Origin of the sequence: Enterobacter sp. EC_64 (genome assembly GCF_019584165.1) — a bacterium.
GTDB lineage: Bacteria > Pseudomonadota > Gammaproteobacteria > Enterobacterales > Enterobacteriaceae > Enterobacter > Enterobacter roggenkampii.
Genome location: NZ_VDAS01000003.1, coordinates 213,254 through 228,212 on the forward strand (window position 1 = coordinate 213,254; position 14,959 = coordinate 228,212).

Annotated in this window: 14 protein-coding genes; 11 read left to right on the forward strand and 3 right to left on the reverse strand. The window is 55.5% G+C overall.

Translation table 11 applies throughout. The features are described from left to right. Positions 1–73: 73 nt before the first annotated feature. Positions 74–1,288: an MFS transporter gene (locus FHC52_RS03995; RefSeq protein ID WP_220419922.1), complete on the reverse strand. Its 1,215-nt coding sequence runs from the start codon at positions 1,286–1,288 to the stop codon at positions 74–76. Between the two features lie 145 nt (positions 1,289–1,433). On the opposite strand from FHC52_RS03995, the gene FHC52_RS04000 reads away from it, so the two are divergent. Further along, complete coding sequence (locus tag FHC52_RS04000; protein ID WP_074168346.1) at positions 1,434–2,336, forward strand: LysR family transcriptional regulator; 903 nt, start codon at positions 1,434–1,436, stop codon at positions 2,334–2,336. 48 nt (positions 2,337–2,384) lie between these two features. Here the strand turns inward: FHC52_RS04000 and rne are convergent, their stop codons facing one another. After that, positions 2,385–5,504, reverse strand: a complete 3,120-nt coding sequence (gene rne, locus FHC52_RS04005) for a ribonuclease E (protein ID WP_063616735.1) — start codon at positions 5,502–5,504, stop codon at positions 2,385–2,387. 572 nt (positions 5,505–6,076) lie between these two features. On the opposite strand from rne, the gene rluC reads away from it, so the two are divergent. Beyond that, positions 6,077–7,024: a 23S rRNA pseudouridine(955/2504/2580) synthase RluC gene (gene rluC, locus FHC52_RS04010; protein ID WP_021240761.1), complete on the forward strand. Its 948-nt coding sequence runs from the start codon at positions 6,077–6,079 to the stop codon at positions 7,022–7,024. Positions 7,025–7,100: 76 nt separating this feature from the next. On the opposite strand, the gene FHC52_RS04015 is transcribed toward rluC, so the two are convergent. Continuing rightward, a complete protein-coding gene (locus FHC52_RS04015) occupies positions 7,101–7,685 on the reverse strand; it encodes a nucleoside triphosphate pyrophosphatase (RefSeq protein WP_032651327.1) in 585 nt (194 codons plus the stop codon). A 140-nt stretch (positions 7,686–7,825) separates the two neighbouring features. Between FHC52_RS04015 and yceD the strand changes: the two genes are divergently transcribed. From yceD to pabC, 9 genes are all read left to right on the forward strand, one after another. After that, positions 7,826–8,347, forward strand: a complete 522-nt coding sequence (yceD, locus tag FHC52_RS04020; RefSeq protein WP_021240759.1) for a 23S rRNA accumulation protein YceD — start codon at positions 7,826–7,828, stop codon at positions 8,345–8,347. Positions 8,348–8,363: 16 nt separating this feature from the next. Continuing rightward, positions 8,364–8,537 carry a 50S ribosomal protein L32 gene (gene rpmF / locus FHC52_RS04025; RefSeq protein WP_003857964.1) on the forward strand — a complete coding sequence of 58 codons (174 nt, stop codon included), beginning with the start codon at positions 8,364–8,366 and terminating at the stop codon, positions 8,535–8,537. Positions 8,538–8,617: 80 nt separating this feature from the next. Further along, positions 8,618–9,652: a phosphate acyltransferase PlsX gene (gene plsX, locus FHC52_RS04030; RefSeq protein WP_021240758.1), complete on the forward strand. Its 1,035-nt coding sequence runs from the start codon at positions 8,618–8,620 to the stop codon at positions 9,650–9,652. Between the two features lie 6 nt (positions 9,653–9,658). Further along, positions 9,659–10,612: a beta-ketoacyl-ACP synthase III gene (locus FHC52_RS04035; protein WP_008500797.1), complete on the forward strand. Its 954-nt coding sequence runs from the start codon at positions 9,659–9,661 to the stop codon at positions 10,610–10,612. A gap of 15 nt (positions 10,613–10,627) precedes the next feature. Then, positions 10,628–11,557 (forward strand): ACP S-malonyltransferase, encoded by a 930-nt coding sequence (fabD, locus tag FHC52_RS04040; RefSeq protein WP_008500796.1) that lies wholly within the window; start codon positions 10,628–10,630, stop codon positions 11,555–11,557. 12 nt (positions 11,558–11,569) lie between these two features. Further along, complete coding sequence (gene fabG / locus FHC52_RS04045; protein ID WP_008500795.1) at positions 11,570–12,304, forward strand: 3-oxoacyl-ACP reductase FabG; 735 nt, start codon at positions 11,570–11,572, stop codon at positions 12,302–12,304. A gap of 154 nt (positions 12,305–12,458) precedes the next feature. Further along, entirely contained in the window at positions 12,459–12,695 is a 237-nt protein-coding gene (acpP, locus tag FHC52_RS04050) for an acyl carrier protein (RefSeq protein WP_003857954.1), read from the forward strand. A 91-nt stretch (positions 12,696–12,786) separates the two neighbouring features. Then, positions 12,787–14,028: a beta-ketoacyl-ACP synthase II gene (gene fabF, locus FHC52_RS04055; RefSeq protein ID WP_008500794.1), complete on the forward strand. Its 1,242-nt coding sequence runs from the start codon at positions 12,787–12,789 to the stop codon at positions 14,026–14,028. A 121-nt stretch (positions 14,029–14,149) separates the two neighbouring features. Next, a complete protein-coding gene (gene pabC, locus FHC52_RS04060) occupies positions 14,150–14,959 on the forward strand; it encodes an aminodeoxychorismate lyase (RefSeq protein WP_220419923.1) in 810 nt (269 codons plus the stop codon).

Sequence of the window (14,959 nt, forward strand, 5' to 3'; positions counted from 1 at the left end):
TCTTGACCTCTTAGAACATGTCTTGAAACTGGGCATGTTTTGCTGCCCAATCCGTCTGGATTGGGCATTTTTTTTATGCGACTTCTGCCGTTACTGAGGCGACACGCGCGCTTTCTATCAGACGGATGATCAGCGCAATGACGCCACAGACGGTGGCCAGTGCGACCACACCCGTCCAGCCAGCCAGCGAGTAGATATTGCTGCCTAACGCGGACCCCAGCGCCATCCCGATAAAGACGACCGTAAAGAGCAGGGCGTTGAGACGACCACGCGCCTGCGGTTCAAGGCTGTACACCAGGTTCTGATGGGCGACCAGGCTGGACTGCAGGCCCAGGTCGAACCCGACGGCAGAGATGGCGAGCAGCATCAGCTGTCCATGAACGCCCAGCGCGGGCATCAGGAACATCAGGCCGAAAGAGACGGTCACAAGAACGGCACCAAGCTGCGTGACTTTTCCTGCCCCCAGTTTGTCCGCCAGACCCCCCGCCAGTGGGGCTGCTAACGCACCCGCGGCACCGGCAATACCAAAACCACCTGCGACGGCACTACCCAGGTGGTAGCGTTCCAGCAGCATGACCGCAAGCGTTGACCAGAAGGCGCTAAAGGCAATCGACAGGAAGCCCTGGGCCAGCGCCGCGCGGCGCAGTGCCGGATAACGACGCCACAGGTGCTCCATCGAGCGCATCAGCGCGGGGTAGCTCAGCGTGGAGTGAATGGCAAAACGGGGAAGTACAAACCACATCATTACCCCGATGAACGCAATGCTCGCCGCTGCCAGCTGGTACATGACGCGCCAGCCAAACGCTTCGCCCACCACGCCGCTTACGGTTCTGGATAATAAGATACCCAGTAGCAGCCCGGTCATTACCGTGCCCACGGTTTTCCCCTGTTTGCCTTCCGGCGCAAGAATGGCCGCGGCAGGGACGATATCCTGTGCCATGGTGGCGGCCATGCCGATAAGCAGGCTTGCCAGCAGCAGGGAATGGATCTGCCCGGTCAGGCTACAGCCGAGAAGAAACAGCGCCAGCGCCGCGCTTTTGATCAAAATTAACGTCCTGCGGTCGTGGCGATCGCCCAGAGGAAGCAGGAACAGGATGCCAAGCGCGTAGCCTGCCTGCGTTAATGTTGGCACCAGGCCCATACCTTCAATACTCAAATGCAGGTCGGCACCCATCAGCGGCAGCAGGGGCTGCGCGTAATAGATTGATGCCACGCTGAAGCCAGCCCCCAGAGCCAGCATAAAGATCACCCAGCGGCTTACAGCATGGGAAGTCGTTGTTGTGTTCATAAGTTGTTCCTCATTCATCGTGTGAGGCTATTTTTTATCAGTACGCCTTGCGACGGTAGCGGGCCCGGTGGTAAAACGCTTATACGTTGAACGTATAAATGAAAATGCGATGAAAAGAGTTGAGCGTATAGACAGGGTAGAGCTAATGCGGACGTTTGTCCGCATTGTCGAGGCGGGTTCGCTCTCAGCGGCGGCGCGACAGCTGGCAACAACCCAGGCCACGGTAAGCCGACGGTTGCAGTCGCTTGAAACCATGCTGGGCGTGCGCCTGTTGTTGCGCACCACCCACACGACGCGGCTAACGGATGACGGCGAGCGCTGCTATCAGCACGCCCGTCGGGTGATTGACAGCTGGCTGGCGCTGGAGGATGAGGTAGGGCAGACGGAAGATGAGCCGGTAGGCGTGCTGCGGGTGCGGGCACCGCACGCGTTTGGTCAGGATCAGCTTCTGAAACCCGTAACCGAATTTTTGCAACGCTATCCGCAGCTTTCGATTGAGTGGATGCTCAACGATCGGTCGGCGGATTTCCTCGGCGACAACCTTGACTGTGCTATTCGGGTGGGCGTGGAGGTCGATCCGGCAACCGTATCCGTACTGCTGGCGGAGGTGCCGCGCTCGGTGGTGGCTTCTCCGGCACTGCTGGCCCGCTTCCCGGCGGTGAATACGCCGGAGGATTTGCAGCAGTTTCCCTGGATAGCCATCAGCTCTTTTTACCAGCGCCACGTGGAGCTATTTCACGATGCTTCGCCCGCCACCGCGCGGATTGCTATTACGCCACGCCTCAGCACCGACAGCCTGTATGTTGCACGCAATACGACACTGACCGGGCTCGGTGTGGCGGTCGTATCAAGCTGGACGGTACAGGATGATATTCGGGAAGGGCGGCTGGTGCATTTGCTGCCGGAGTGGCAGCCCGCAGCGCTACCGGTGCATCTGGTCTATCCCTGGTCCCGTTATTATCCGGCACGCTTGCGGCGTTTTCTTGAGCTGATGCGGCAGGTCATGCCGGAGGTGACCGGGATGAGGAAGCCTGTGCAGCAGCCATAAAAAAAGCCGACCTTAAGGTCGGCTTTTTACTTTCAGCGTTGTTTGTCGTTATTCGACAGACTGTGGACGCGTTGCCGGTGCAGTCGCCTGATGCGTTGCACTATGACCACCGGCTGCGCCTTTACCTTCGAAGCTGAAGGCCGGGCGAACCCAGTCGCTGTGACGCGGCGCTTCAGGCACGTAATCCGGCGCCGGGGCGCGGGTCATCGGTGCTGTTGCCACGTGGGCAGCGGCTGGCGCAGAGACAACAGGCTCAGGCTTCACTTCTGGCGCTTTCGGCTCTTCAACAACCGGTTCAACCTGAATCTCAACGTCCTGAACGACCTCTTCAGCGGTGGTTTCGACGAGGGTTTCAGCGGCTTCTTCTACCGCGGCTACAGGTTCAGCCTCTTGAGCGATTTCCTCAGCCACCACGACATCTTCTTCAGCAATAAGCTGCGGTGCGGCATCAACCGGCGCGGCAATCACTTCCGGATGCGTGGTTTCGACGTCCGCGGCCTGAGGTGCTTCAGTTTCAACAACCTGAGGTTTAACCACGGTTGCCGTTTCAGTCACGACCTCTTCTACCGCTGCTACAGGTGCAATGACCTCTTCCGTTACCGGCTGTTCTTCAACAACCTGCTCCGGGCGAGCAACAGGGTAGCGGATCCAGACTTTGCCGGAAGCCATTTCTGGTGAAGCACAGGCAACGGTCAGCGGCATTGGAGACTGAGTCGGGTACCGCTCGTCACGATAGCGACGACGGCGCTGACCGCTGACGCGCAGATGACGTGGGGAACGACGTGAACGGCGCGGCATACCGGCGTTATCACGGTTTTCACCGTTTTCATCCTGCTCAATATTGTTATCAACGACCGCTGGCAGGTCAACTTTTGCCAGCTGCGTGCCGGTTGCGCTCTCGCGGCTTTCAACCGCGACGATTGCTGACTCTTCGGTTGCTTCGGAGGCGAAGCGGACTTTCTGAGCAAGCTGGCGCTGCTTACGGCGCGGCATGACCTGAGTACGTTCTTCCTGCTCGCCGTCCTGCTGCTCTACAGGCTCTTCGCGGTTCAGGTTTTTGACTTCCTGCTGTGCCTGACGCTTCTCGTCGTTACGACGACGGTTGCGTTCACGGCGCGGCTGCTGGTCGTCACGCTGTTTGCTCTTCTCAGACTCATCGCCCGCCTGCTGGCGAATTTCACGATCTTCAACATTCTGCTGCTGTTTCTCGCGACGGTTGCGACGGTTGTCTTCGCGTTGCTCACGGCCTTCGTTATTGTCAGAGCGGTTGTCACGGTTGTCACGACGCTCGTTGCGCTCATTACGATCGCTACGGTCATTACGGTCGCGGCGGTTGTTCTGACGCTTACGGCGGTCCTGCTGACGTTCAGGCTTGGCCGCTTTTGGCTCTTCTTTCGGCTGCTCTGGCTGAACTTCCTCGCCGGCAAACATCTTCTTCAGCGCGCCGAAGAAGCGGCTCAGCAGACCCGGCTGCGCTGGCTGTGCTTTCGCTGCCGTCGCTTCTGGTTTCTGCGCCGCAGGTTTGGCCGCTGGTTTTTCCAGGGCGGCTTCCGGTGGGGCTTCTGGCATGATGAAGGTCGCTAACGCAGGCTGCTCTGGCAGCTTACGCTCTGCTGGCTCGTCATCAGATGGCAGGGCCATCTCTTCTTCGTGCAGCTTCGGCAGCAGGTAGCTGAGCGTTGACGTCTCTTCACCTTTACGGACACGCAGCACGTGGTAGTGCGGGGTTTCCATCTGATCGTTTGGCACGATGATGCAGCGAACGCCGCCCTGACGCGCTTCAATGGCACTGACCGCAGCACGTTTTTCGTTCAACAGGTAGGACGCAATTGGCACAGGCACAATCGCGTGAACCTCTTTGGTATTCTCTTTCAGCGCTTCTTCTTCAATCAGACGCAGGATAGAGAGGGACAGCGACTCGTTATCACGCACGGTGCCGGTGCCGGAGCAGCGTGGGCAGACGTGATGGCTGGACTCACCCAGCGATGGGCTCAGACGCTGACGGGACATCTCCAGCAGGCCAAAGCGTGAGATATGGCTAATCTGAATACGCGCACGATCCTGACGCACCGCTTCGCGCAGACGGTTTTCTACCGCACGCTGGTGACGAACAGGGGTCATGTCGATGAAGTCGATAACAATCAGACCACCCAGGTCGCGCAGGCGGAGCTGGCGCGCGATTTCATCAGCGGCTTCAAGGTTGGTGTTGAAGGCGGTCTCTTCGATGTCGCCGCCGCGGGTTGCACGCGCGGAGTTGATGTCGATAGCGGTCAGCGCTTCAGTGGTATCGATAACGATAGAACCGCCGGATGGCAGACGCACTTCACGCTGGAAGGCGGACTCAATCTGGGATTCGATCTGATAGTGGCTGAACAGCGGGATTTCACCGGTATACAGCTTAATTTTGCTGGTGAAATCCGGACGGCCCAGCGCGGCGATGTGCTGGCGTGCCAGCTCAAGCACTTTCGGGTTATCGATCAGAATCTCACCGATGTCCTGACGCAGGTAGTCACGGAAGGCACGCACGATCACGTTGCTTTCCTGGTGGATCAGGAACGGAGCAGGGCGGCTTTCCGCTGCTTTCTGGATGGCTTCCCAGTGCTTCAGACGGAAGCTGAGGTCCCACTGCAGCGCTTCGGCGGATTTCCCGACGCCTGCGGTACGCACGATAAGCCCCATGCCGTCAGGCAGTTCAAGGCTTGCCAGCGCTTCTTTCAGCTCGGTACGGTCATCACCTTCGATACGGCGAGAGATACCACCCGCACGCGGGTTGTTTGGCATCAGCACCAGATAGCTCCCCGCCAGGCTGATAAAGGTTGTCAGTGCGGCACCTTTGTTGCCACGCTCTTCTTTATCAATCTGAACGATAACTTCCTGACCTTCACGCAGAACATCTTTGATGTTTGGGCGGCCATGGGCGTTGTAGTTTGCAGGGAAATATTCGCGGGCGATTTCTTTCAGAGGGAGGAAACCATGACGCTCAGCACCGTAATCGACAAATGCAGCTTCAAGGCTTGGTTCAATGCGGGTGATTTTGCCTTTGTAAATGTTCGCTTTTTTCTGTTCGTGTCCAGGACTTTCGATATCCAGATCGTACAGGCGCTGCCCATCCACAAGGGCGACACGCAACTCTTCTTGCTGAGTTGCGTTGATTAACATTCTTTTCATCGTAACTTACTCGTTATTCTTACATTGACGACAAAGCTGCGGGCAAGGTGACGCATTCCGGGGTATGAACCGATGGCCTCGTGTCTGTTCACGTCGCCAACCTCACGGTTGTCGCTCGCTTAAGAGGCGCAGAGTGTCGGTTGCCTGTGTTTCATACGGAAACACAGCGCAATTATCAGGGGAATTGCCTGGGTAGAACTCTCCAGAGAACAATCCTTATACCGGGAAGTACTGCAACCCGCAGCCCGCTAACTGCCTGAAAGATCAATACGTCTTACGCCATTGCTGCGTGGATGATCGGTCAGACAAAATTGGTCATTCCGTCGACATCCTTACAAAACCCGGATTTAACGCGGAAAACGACCTCATTATTCCACTGCTCGCCGGGTTATAGCAAGATGACTTTTACCAATTATCACCCGGTTACTCACAGTTTCTTCACCTCAAGGTGGTGATTGGTTTAATAACCACCAAATCGATTGCGTGAAACGGGGTGCAGGCCGGATAAAAGTAAATATAAGCATAGAAAAATGAGTGGCGCTAATGGCTGACGATATTTAGAATCGCCAACCATGAAAACAGAGACTCCAGCCGTAAAAATGGTTGCCATCGCCGAAGATGAAGCGGGGCAACGTATCGATAACTTCTTGCGCACCCAGTTGAAAGGGGTGCCAAAGAGCATGATTTACCGCATCCTGCGTAAGGGCGAAGTGCGGGTGAACAAAAAACGCGTGAAGCCCGAGTACAAACTCGAGGCGGGCGATGAAGTGCGCATTCCGCCGGTGCGCGTGGCAGAGCGTGAAGAAGAGACCGTTTCACCGAAGCTACAGAAAGTGGCGGCCCTGAGCGATGTCATCCTTTACGAAGATGACCACATTCTGGTGCTGAATAAACCGTCAGGAACGGCAGTCCATGGCGGTAGCGGCCTGAGCTTCGGTGTGATTGAAGGGCTCCGCGCCCTGCGCCCGGAAGCGCGTTTCCTTGAGCTGGTGCACCGTCTTGACCGTGACACCTCTGGCGTGCTGCTGGTAGCGAAAAAACGTTCTGCGCTGCGTTCCCTGCATGAACAACTGCGTGAAAAAGGGATGCAGAAAGACTACCTGGCGCTGGTGCGCGGCCAATGGCAGTCCCATGTAAAAGTGGTGCAGGCGCCGCTGCTGAAGAACATTCTGCAAAGCGGTGAGCGTATTGTCCGCGTCAGCCAGGAAGGGAAACCGTCTGAGACGCGGTTTAAGGTTGAAGAGCGCTATGAGTTTGCCACGCTGGTACGCTGCAGCCCTGTTACCGGCCGTACCCACCAGATCCGCGTACATACGCAGTTTGCAGGGCACCCCATCGCGTTTGATGACCGCTATGGCGACCGCGAGTTTGATAAGCAGCTGGCGGGGACGGGACTGTCGCGTCTGTTCCTGCATGCGGCAGCGCTGAAGTTTACCCACCCAAATACCGGTGAAGTCATCCGTATTGAAGCGCCGCTGGATGAGCAGTTGAAACGCTGCCTGAAGGTTCTGCGCGGCTGATTTTGCCCGTCGGCGCTGCTCTTGCACGGGCCTACGGTTTTGTAGGCCGGGTAAGCGCAGCGCCACCCGGCGAAGGTCACATCGTCAGCGGATTACACTCTTCTCGCCGTAACATCTGACACAAGGCAATCAGCGGTAACCCCACCAGGGTGTTCGGATCCCGACCGTCCAGCTTGTCGAACAGCGCAATCCCCAGCCCCTCACTTTTAAAGCTCCCCGCGCAGTTCAGCGGACGCTCACGACGCACATAATCCATAATCTCTTGCTCGCTGAGATGACGGAAGTGTACGTCGAAAGGCTCGCACTCGGTTTGCAGATGGCCTGACGCGGAGTTATAGAGGGCGAGGCCCGTATAGAAGGTCACGATAGTACCGCGCGCGCGCAGAAGCTGCTGGCAGGCATTTTCCTCTGTATGCGGCTTGCCGGTGATTTCGCCGTCCAGTACGCAAACCTGATCCGAGCCTATAATCAAATGCGAAGGATAGCGTGCGGCCAGCGACTGCGCCTTCTCCTTAGCAAGACGCGTCACCAGATGGCGCGGTGACTCGCCCGGCTGTGGCGTCTCATCCACGTCTGGAGCAGCGCATTCAAACGGGATCCCAAGCTTTTCCAGCAGCATTCGGCGGTAGGGAGACGTGGAAGCAAGGACGAGATTTGGCATATTTTTATCACCAGATATAGCGTATCGATGCCAGCCATTTTAAACTACAGGCCGCAATGTGTGCGAATAATTGGCAAAAGGCAGCTCTGGTTGCCTTTTTCTTTGACTCTATGACGTTACAAAGTTAATATGCGCGCCCTATGCAAAAGGTAAAATTACCCCTGACTCTTGATCCGGTTCGTACGGCTCAAAAACGCCTCGATTACGAAGGTATCTATACTTCCGATCAGGCTGAGCGTATTGCCGAATCCGTAGTCAGTGTGGACAGTGATGTAGAATGCTCCATGTCGTTCGCTATCGACAACCAGCGCCTCGCCGTTTTAACCGGTGATGCAAAGGTGACGGTAACGCTCGAGTGTCAGCGTTGCGGGAAACCGTTTGTACAGCATGTTCACACAACGTATTGTTTCAGTCCGGTTCGTTCTGACGAACAGGCTGAAGCACTCCCGGAAGCGTATGAGCCGATTGAGGTTAACGAATTCGGTGAAATCGATCTTCTGGCTCTGGTTGAAGATGAAATCATCCTCTCCTTGCCAGTCGTTCCGGTGCATGATTCTGAACACTGTGAAGTGTCCGAGGCGGACATGGTCTTTGGGGAACTGCCTGATGAAGCGCAAAAACCAAACCCATTTGCCGTATTAGCCAGCTTAAAGCGTAAGTAATTGAGGAGTAAGGTCCATGGCCGTACAACAGAATAAACCAACCCGTTCCAAACGTGGCATGCGTCGTTCCCATGACGCGCTGACTGCAGTTACCAGCCTGTCTGTAGACAAGACTTCTGGTGAGAAACACCTGCGTCACCACATCACCGCTGACGGTTTCTACCGCGGCCGCAAGGTTATCACTAAGTAATCACGCGTCAGCGTGATTAGGCTTAGTGAGGAGCTCCCCGTGCAAACGGGGAACTTACCGAACCAGGCTGCGACGATACCTTGACACGTCTAACCCTGGCGTTAGATGTCATGGGGGGAGATTTTGGCCCTTCCGTGACAGTGCCTGCAGCATTGCAGGCACTGAATTCTAATTCGCAACTCACTCTTCTTTTAGTCGGCAATCCCGACGCAATCACGCCATTACTTGCAAAAGCTGACTTTGAACAACGTTCACGTCTGCAGATTATTCCTGCGCAGTCAGTTATTGCCAGTGATGCCCGACCCTCGCAGGCGATTCGCAATAGCCGCGGCAGCTCGATGCGGATAGCGCTGGAGCTGGTGAAAGAAGGACGAGCCCAGGCTTGCGTCAGCGCGGGTAATACCGGCGCGCTGATGGGACTGGCGAAATTGTTGCTCAAACCGATTGACGGTATTGAGCGCCCGGCGCTGGTGACGGTGTTGCCGCATCAGCAGAAGGGCAAGACGGTGGTGCTTGATTTGGGCGCGAACGTCGATTGTGATAGTACAATGCTGGCTCAGTTTGCCGTAATGGGATCGGTGCTGGCAGAAGAAGTGGTCGGGATCAACACTCCCCGTGTTGCGTTACTGAACATTGGTGAAGAAGAGACCAAAGGCCTGGACAGCATTCGCGAAGCAGCTGAATTGCTCAAACAGGTTCCCTCCATCAACTATATTGGTTATCTCGAAGCCAATGAGTTGTTGACGGGTAAAACGGATGTTCTGGTCTGCGATGGCTTCACCGGAAACGTAACGTTGAAGACCATGGAAGGGGTCGTGCGGATGTTTCTTTCTCTGCTGAAATCACAGGGAGAGGGCAAAAAAAGCGCCTGGTGGCTGATTTTATTGAAGCGTTGGTTACAAAAGAGCCTGACGCGGCGATTCAGTCACCTCAACCCCGACCAGTATAATGGCGCCTGTCTGTTAGGATTGCGCGGCATCGTGATTAAGAGTCATGGCGCCGCCAATCAGCGAGCATTTTCTGTCGCCATTGAACAGGCAGTGCAGGCGGTGCAGCGACAAGTCCCTCAGCGGATTGCCGCTCGCCTGGAATCTGTATTAGCTAAAAGTGACTGAGCGTACATGTATACGAAGATTTTAGGTACCGGCAGCTACCTGCCAAAACAAGTGCGTACCAACGCCGATCTGGAAAAAATGGTAGATACGTCTGACGAGTGGATTGTCACGCGCACAGGTATCCGTGAACGTCGTATCGCCGCGCCAGACGAAACCGTGTCCACCATGGGTTACGAAGCCGCACAGCGTGCTATCGAGATGGCGGGCATTGATAAAGAACAGATCGGTTTGATCGTGGTGGCCACGACGTCTGCTACACATGCTTTCCCAAGCGCGGCATGCCAGGTGCAGAATATGCTCGGCATTAAAGGTTGCCCGGCGTTTGACGTTGCCGCTGCGTGCGCAGGTTTTACCTATGCGCTGAGCGTTGCCGATCAGTACGTGAAGTCCGGAGCCGTTAAATATGCGCTGGTGATCGGTGCTGACGTGCTGGCGCGTACCTGCGATCCAACCGATCGCGGAACGATCATTATTTTTGGTGATGGTGCGGGCGCGGTGCTGCTGGGGCAGTCCGAAGAGCCGGGTATCATCTCTACGCATCTGCATGCTGATGGCAGCTACGGTGAGCTTTTGACCCTGCCTAACGCCGATCGCGTTAATCCGGACAACTCGATTTACCTGACCATGGCAGGGAACGAGGTGTTCAAGGTGGCGGTGACTGAGCTTGCGCACATTGTTGATGAAACGCTGGAAGCGAATAACCTTGAGCGCTCCGCGCTCGACTGGCTGGTGCCGCATCAGGCGAACCTGCGTATCATCAGCGCGACCGCGAAAAAGCTGGGCATGTCGATGGATAACGTTGTGGTGACGCTGGATCGTCACGGCAACACCTCTGCGGCGTCAGTACCGTGCGCATTTGATGAAGCGGTACGCGACGGGCGAATCAAACGGGGCCAGCTGGTCTTGCTTGAAGCCTTCGGTGGCGGGTTCACCTGGGGTTCCGCGCTGGTTCGTTTCTAGAATAAGGGTTAAAAAATGACGCAATTTGCTTTTGTGTTCCCGGGGCAGGGCTCTCAAACCGTTGGGATGTTGTCTGAAATGGCAGCACACTATCCGGTCATTGAAGAGACTTTCCGTGAAGCTTCTGATGCGCTGGGTTATGATTTATGGGCGCTGACCCAGCAGGGTCCGGCCGAAGAACTGAACAAAACCTGGCAGACACAGCCAGCGCTGCTGACAGCGTCCGTTGCGCTGTGGCGTGTCTGGCAGCAGCAGGGCGGTAAAGCGCCAGCGCTGCTCGCGGGCCATAGTCTGGGTGAATACTCAGCGCTGGTCTGTGCCGGTGTGATCGCGTTTGCTGACGCCGTACGTCTGGTGGAACTGCGCGGTAAATTCATGCAGGAAGCGGTGCCAGAAGGCACAGGTGGCATGTCTGCTATCATCGGTCTGGATGATGCTGCGATTGCAAAAGCGTGTGAAGAATCTGCTGAAGGGCAGGTGGTTTCACCGGTTAACTTCAACTCGCCGGGCCAGGTGGTTATCGCTGGTCATAAAGAAGCGGTTGAGCGTGCCGGTGCTGCCTGTAAAGCTGCTGGCGCGAAACGCGCGCTGCCGCTGCCGGTCAGCGTGCCGTCCCACTGTGCGTTAATGAAGCCAGCCGCCGAGAAACTGGCGGTTGAGCTGGAAAAAATTACGTTTAACGCACCGACGATTGCCGTTGTGAACAACGTCGATGTGAAATGCGAAACCGCGCCGGAAGCTATCCGCGACGCACTGGTTCGCCAGCTCTACAGCCCGGTACAGTGGACCAAAACCGTTGAGTTTATGGCCGCTCAGGGCGTTGAGCATCTATATGAAGTCGGCCCAGGGAAAGTCCTCACCGGTCTGACGAAACGTATTGTTGACACCCTGACAGCCTCGGCGATTAACGAGCCGGAAGCGATGTCAGCGGCACTCTCGCAATAAAAGAGGAATACCATGAGTTTTGAAGGAAAAATCGCCCTGGTGACTGGCGCAAGCCGCGGTATCGGGCGTGCAATTGCTGAAACACTGGTTGCGCGCGGCGCGAAGGTGATTGGTACAGCAACCAGCGAGAATGGCGCGCAGGCCATCAGCGAGTATCTGGGTGCGAACGGTAAAGGTCTGGTACTGAATGTGACCGAACCAGCATCTATCGAATCTGTTCTGGAAAATATTCGCGCAGAGTTTGGTGAAGTGGATATTCTGGTCAATAATGCCGGGATCACTCGCGACAACCTTCTGATGCGAATGAAAGATGACGAGTGGAACGATATTATCGAAACCAACCTGTCATCTGTATTCCGTCTGTCAAAAGCGGTAATGCGCGCTATGATGAAAAAGCGTCATGGTCGTATTATCACTGTTGGTTCTGTGGTTGGTACCATGGGAAATGCTGGTCAGGCTAACTACGCTGCGGCGAAAGCAGGTCTGATCGGTTTCAGTAAATCGCTGGCGCGTGAAGTCGCGTCCCGCGGGATTACTGTAAACGTTGTTGCTCCGGGCTTTATTGAAACGGACATGACGCGTGCGCTGACCGATGAGCAGCGTGCGGGTACACTGGCGGCAGTTCCGGCGGGTCGTCTTGGCGACCCTAAAGAAATCGCCAGTGCGGTTGCATTTTTAGCCTCTGACGAAGCGGGTTACATCACTGGTGAGACCCTCCACGTCAACGGCGGGATGTACATGGTTTAATCACGATCGAAAATATTTGCGTTATTAGGGCAAATGGCCTCAAAATAACGTAAAATCGTGGTAAGACCTGCCGGGATTTAGTTGCAAATTTTTCAACATTTTATACACTACGAAAACCATCGCGAAAGCGAGTTTTGATAGGAAATTTAAGAGTATGAGCACTATCGAAGAACGCGTTAAGAAAATTATCGGCGAACAGCTGGGCGTTAAGCAGGAAGAAGTTGTGAACTCCGCTTCCTTCGTTGAAGACCTGGGCGCAGATTCTCTTGACACCGTTGAGCTGGTAATGGCTCTGGAAGAAGAGTTTGATACTGAGATTCCGGACGAAGAAGCTGAGAAAATCACCACCGTTCAGGCTGCCATTGATTACATCAACGGCCACCAGGCGTAAGTGAACATCTCCAGGCGGTCATTCGACCGCCTGAGTTTTATCTTTTTTAGTCCCACGAATCTCTTTTTTTATCCCTCCCTGGAGGACAAACGTGTCTAAGCGTCGTGTAGTTGTGACCGGACTTGGCATGTTGTCTCCTGTCGGCAATACCGTAGAGTCCACCTGGAAAGCTCTCCTTGCCGGTCAGAGCGGCATCAGCCTAATCGACCATTTCGATACTAGCGCCTATGCAACGAAATTTGCTGGCTTAGTAAAGGATTTTAACTGTGAAGAGATCATCTCGCGCAAAGAACAGCGCAAGATGGATGCCTTCATTCAATATGGAATTGTCGCTGGCGTTCAGGCCATGCAGGATTCTGGCCTTGAGATTACGGAAGAGAACGCAACCCGTATCGGCGCTGCTATCGGCTCCGGGATTGGCGGTCTTGGCCTGATCGAGGAAAACCATACATCGCTGATGAATGGCGGACCGCGTAAGATCAGCCCGTTCTTCGTTCCGTCCACGATTGTTAACATGGTGGCAGGTCACCTGACCATTATGTTCGGCCTGCGTGGGCCAAGCATTTCTATCGCTACCGCGTGTACGTCTGGCGTGCATAACATCGGCCAGGCCGCGCGTATCATTGCGTACGGCGATGCAGATGCTATGGTTGCGGGCGGTGCTGAAAAAGCCAGTACCCCATTGGGTGTCGGTGGCTTTGGTGCAGCGCGTGCGCTTTCTACCCGTAACGATAATCCTCAGGCGGCGAGCCGTCCGTGGGATAAAGACCGCGATGGTTTCGTGTTGGGTGACGGCGCAGGTATGCTCGTGCTGGAAGAGTACGAACATGCGAAAAAACGCGGTGCGAAAATTTATGCTGAAGTCGTTGGCTTTGGCATGAGCAGCGATGCTTATCACATGACCTCTCCTCCGGAGAACGGTGCGGGTGCTGCGCTGGCGATGGAAAACGCGATCCGTGATGCGGGTATTACCCCAGCGCAGATTGGCTACGTTAACGCTCACGGTACCTCTACGCCAGCAGGCGACAAAGCTGAAGCGCAGGCTGTGAAGTCTATCTTCGGCGAGTCTGCCAGCCGCGTACTGGTTAGCTCCACGAAATCTATGACCGGTCACCTGCTGGGTGCTGCGGGTGCAGTAGAGTCCATCTACTCTATCCTTGCGCTGCGCGATCAGGCTGTTCCGCCAACCATCAACCTGGATAACCCGGATGAAGGTTGCGATCTGGACTTCGTTCCTCATGAAGCGCGCCAGGTTAGCGGTATGGAGTACACCCTGTGTAACTCCTTCGGCTTTGGCGGCACGAATGGTTCTCTGATCTTCAAAAAGGTCTGAGCCTGACGGCCCGAAAGCTATAAAAAAAGGTCCGCTTGCCGGGCCTTTTTTATTAAGCCTAATCTTCTTGTCGGTTGCATGGCATCCTGCCAGACTAAACGCCCACGCATAAGGAGCCACCATGTTTTTAATTAATGGCCTTGAGCAAGACACGCTGCCGGCAAGCGACAGGGCGACGCAGTTTGGCGATGGCTGCTTTACGACTGCGCGTATTCTGGAAGGCGACGTGTGCTTGCTTGATGCACACCTCCGCCGTTTACAAGACGCCTGCCAGACGTTACTGATCCCTTTTACGCAGTGGGAAATTCTTGAACATGAGATGCGTCAGCTGGCGTCAGGTAAAACCAGCGGTGTCTTAAAAGTTATCATTAGCCGAGGCAGCGGTGGGCGGGGGTACAGCGGTGCCGCCTGTCAGCATCCAACACGTATTCTCTCTGTTTCAGCTTATCCTGCTCACTATGCGCGCTGGCGTGAAGAGGGCGTGACGTTGACGCTGAGCCCGGTGCGGCTGGGGCGAAACCCGATGCTTGCCGGACTAAAACATCTTAACCGCCTTGAACAGGTGCTTATTCGTACTCATCTTGAACAGACGGACGCCGATGAGGCGCTAGTCCTTGACAGTGAAGGGCGCATTACGGAATGCTGTGCGGCTAATTTATTCTGGCGTAAGGGCCGTGAGGTCTTCACCCCTTCGCTGGCGCAGGCTGGCGTTAACGGCATCATGCGCCAGTTTTGTTTACAGCAGCTCGCACGTTCAGACTTTCGCATTGTCGAAGTTTGCGCAGGAGAAGACGCGCTACATACCGCCGATGAAGTCGTTATCTGCAATGCGTTGATGCCTGTTTTCGCCGTCCGTGCGTATGACCAACAGCGCTGGTCTTCGCGCGAGCTGTTCCAGTTTTTAGCACCGATATGTGAGCAAACCAGATAG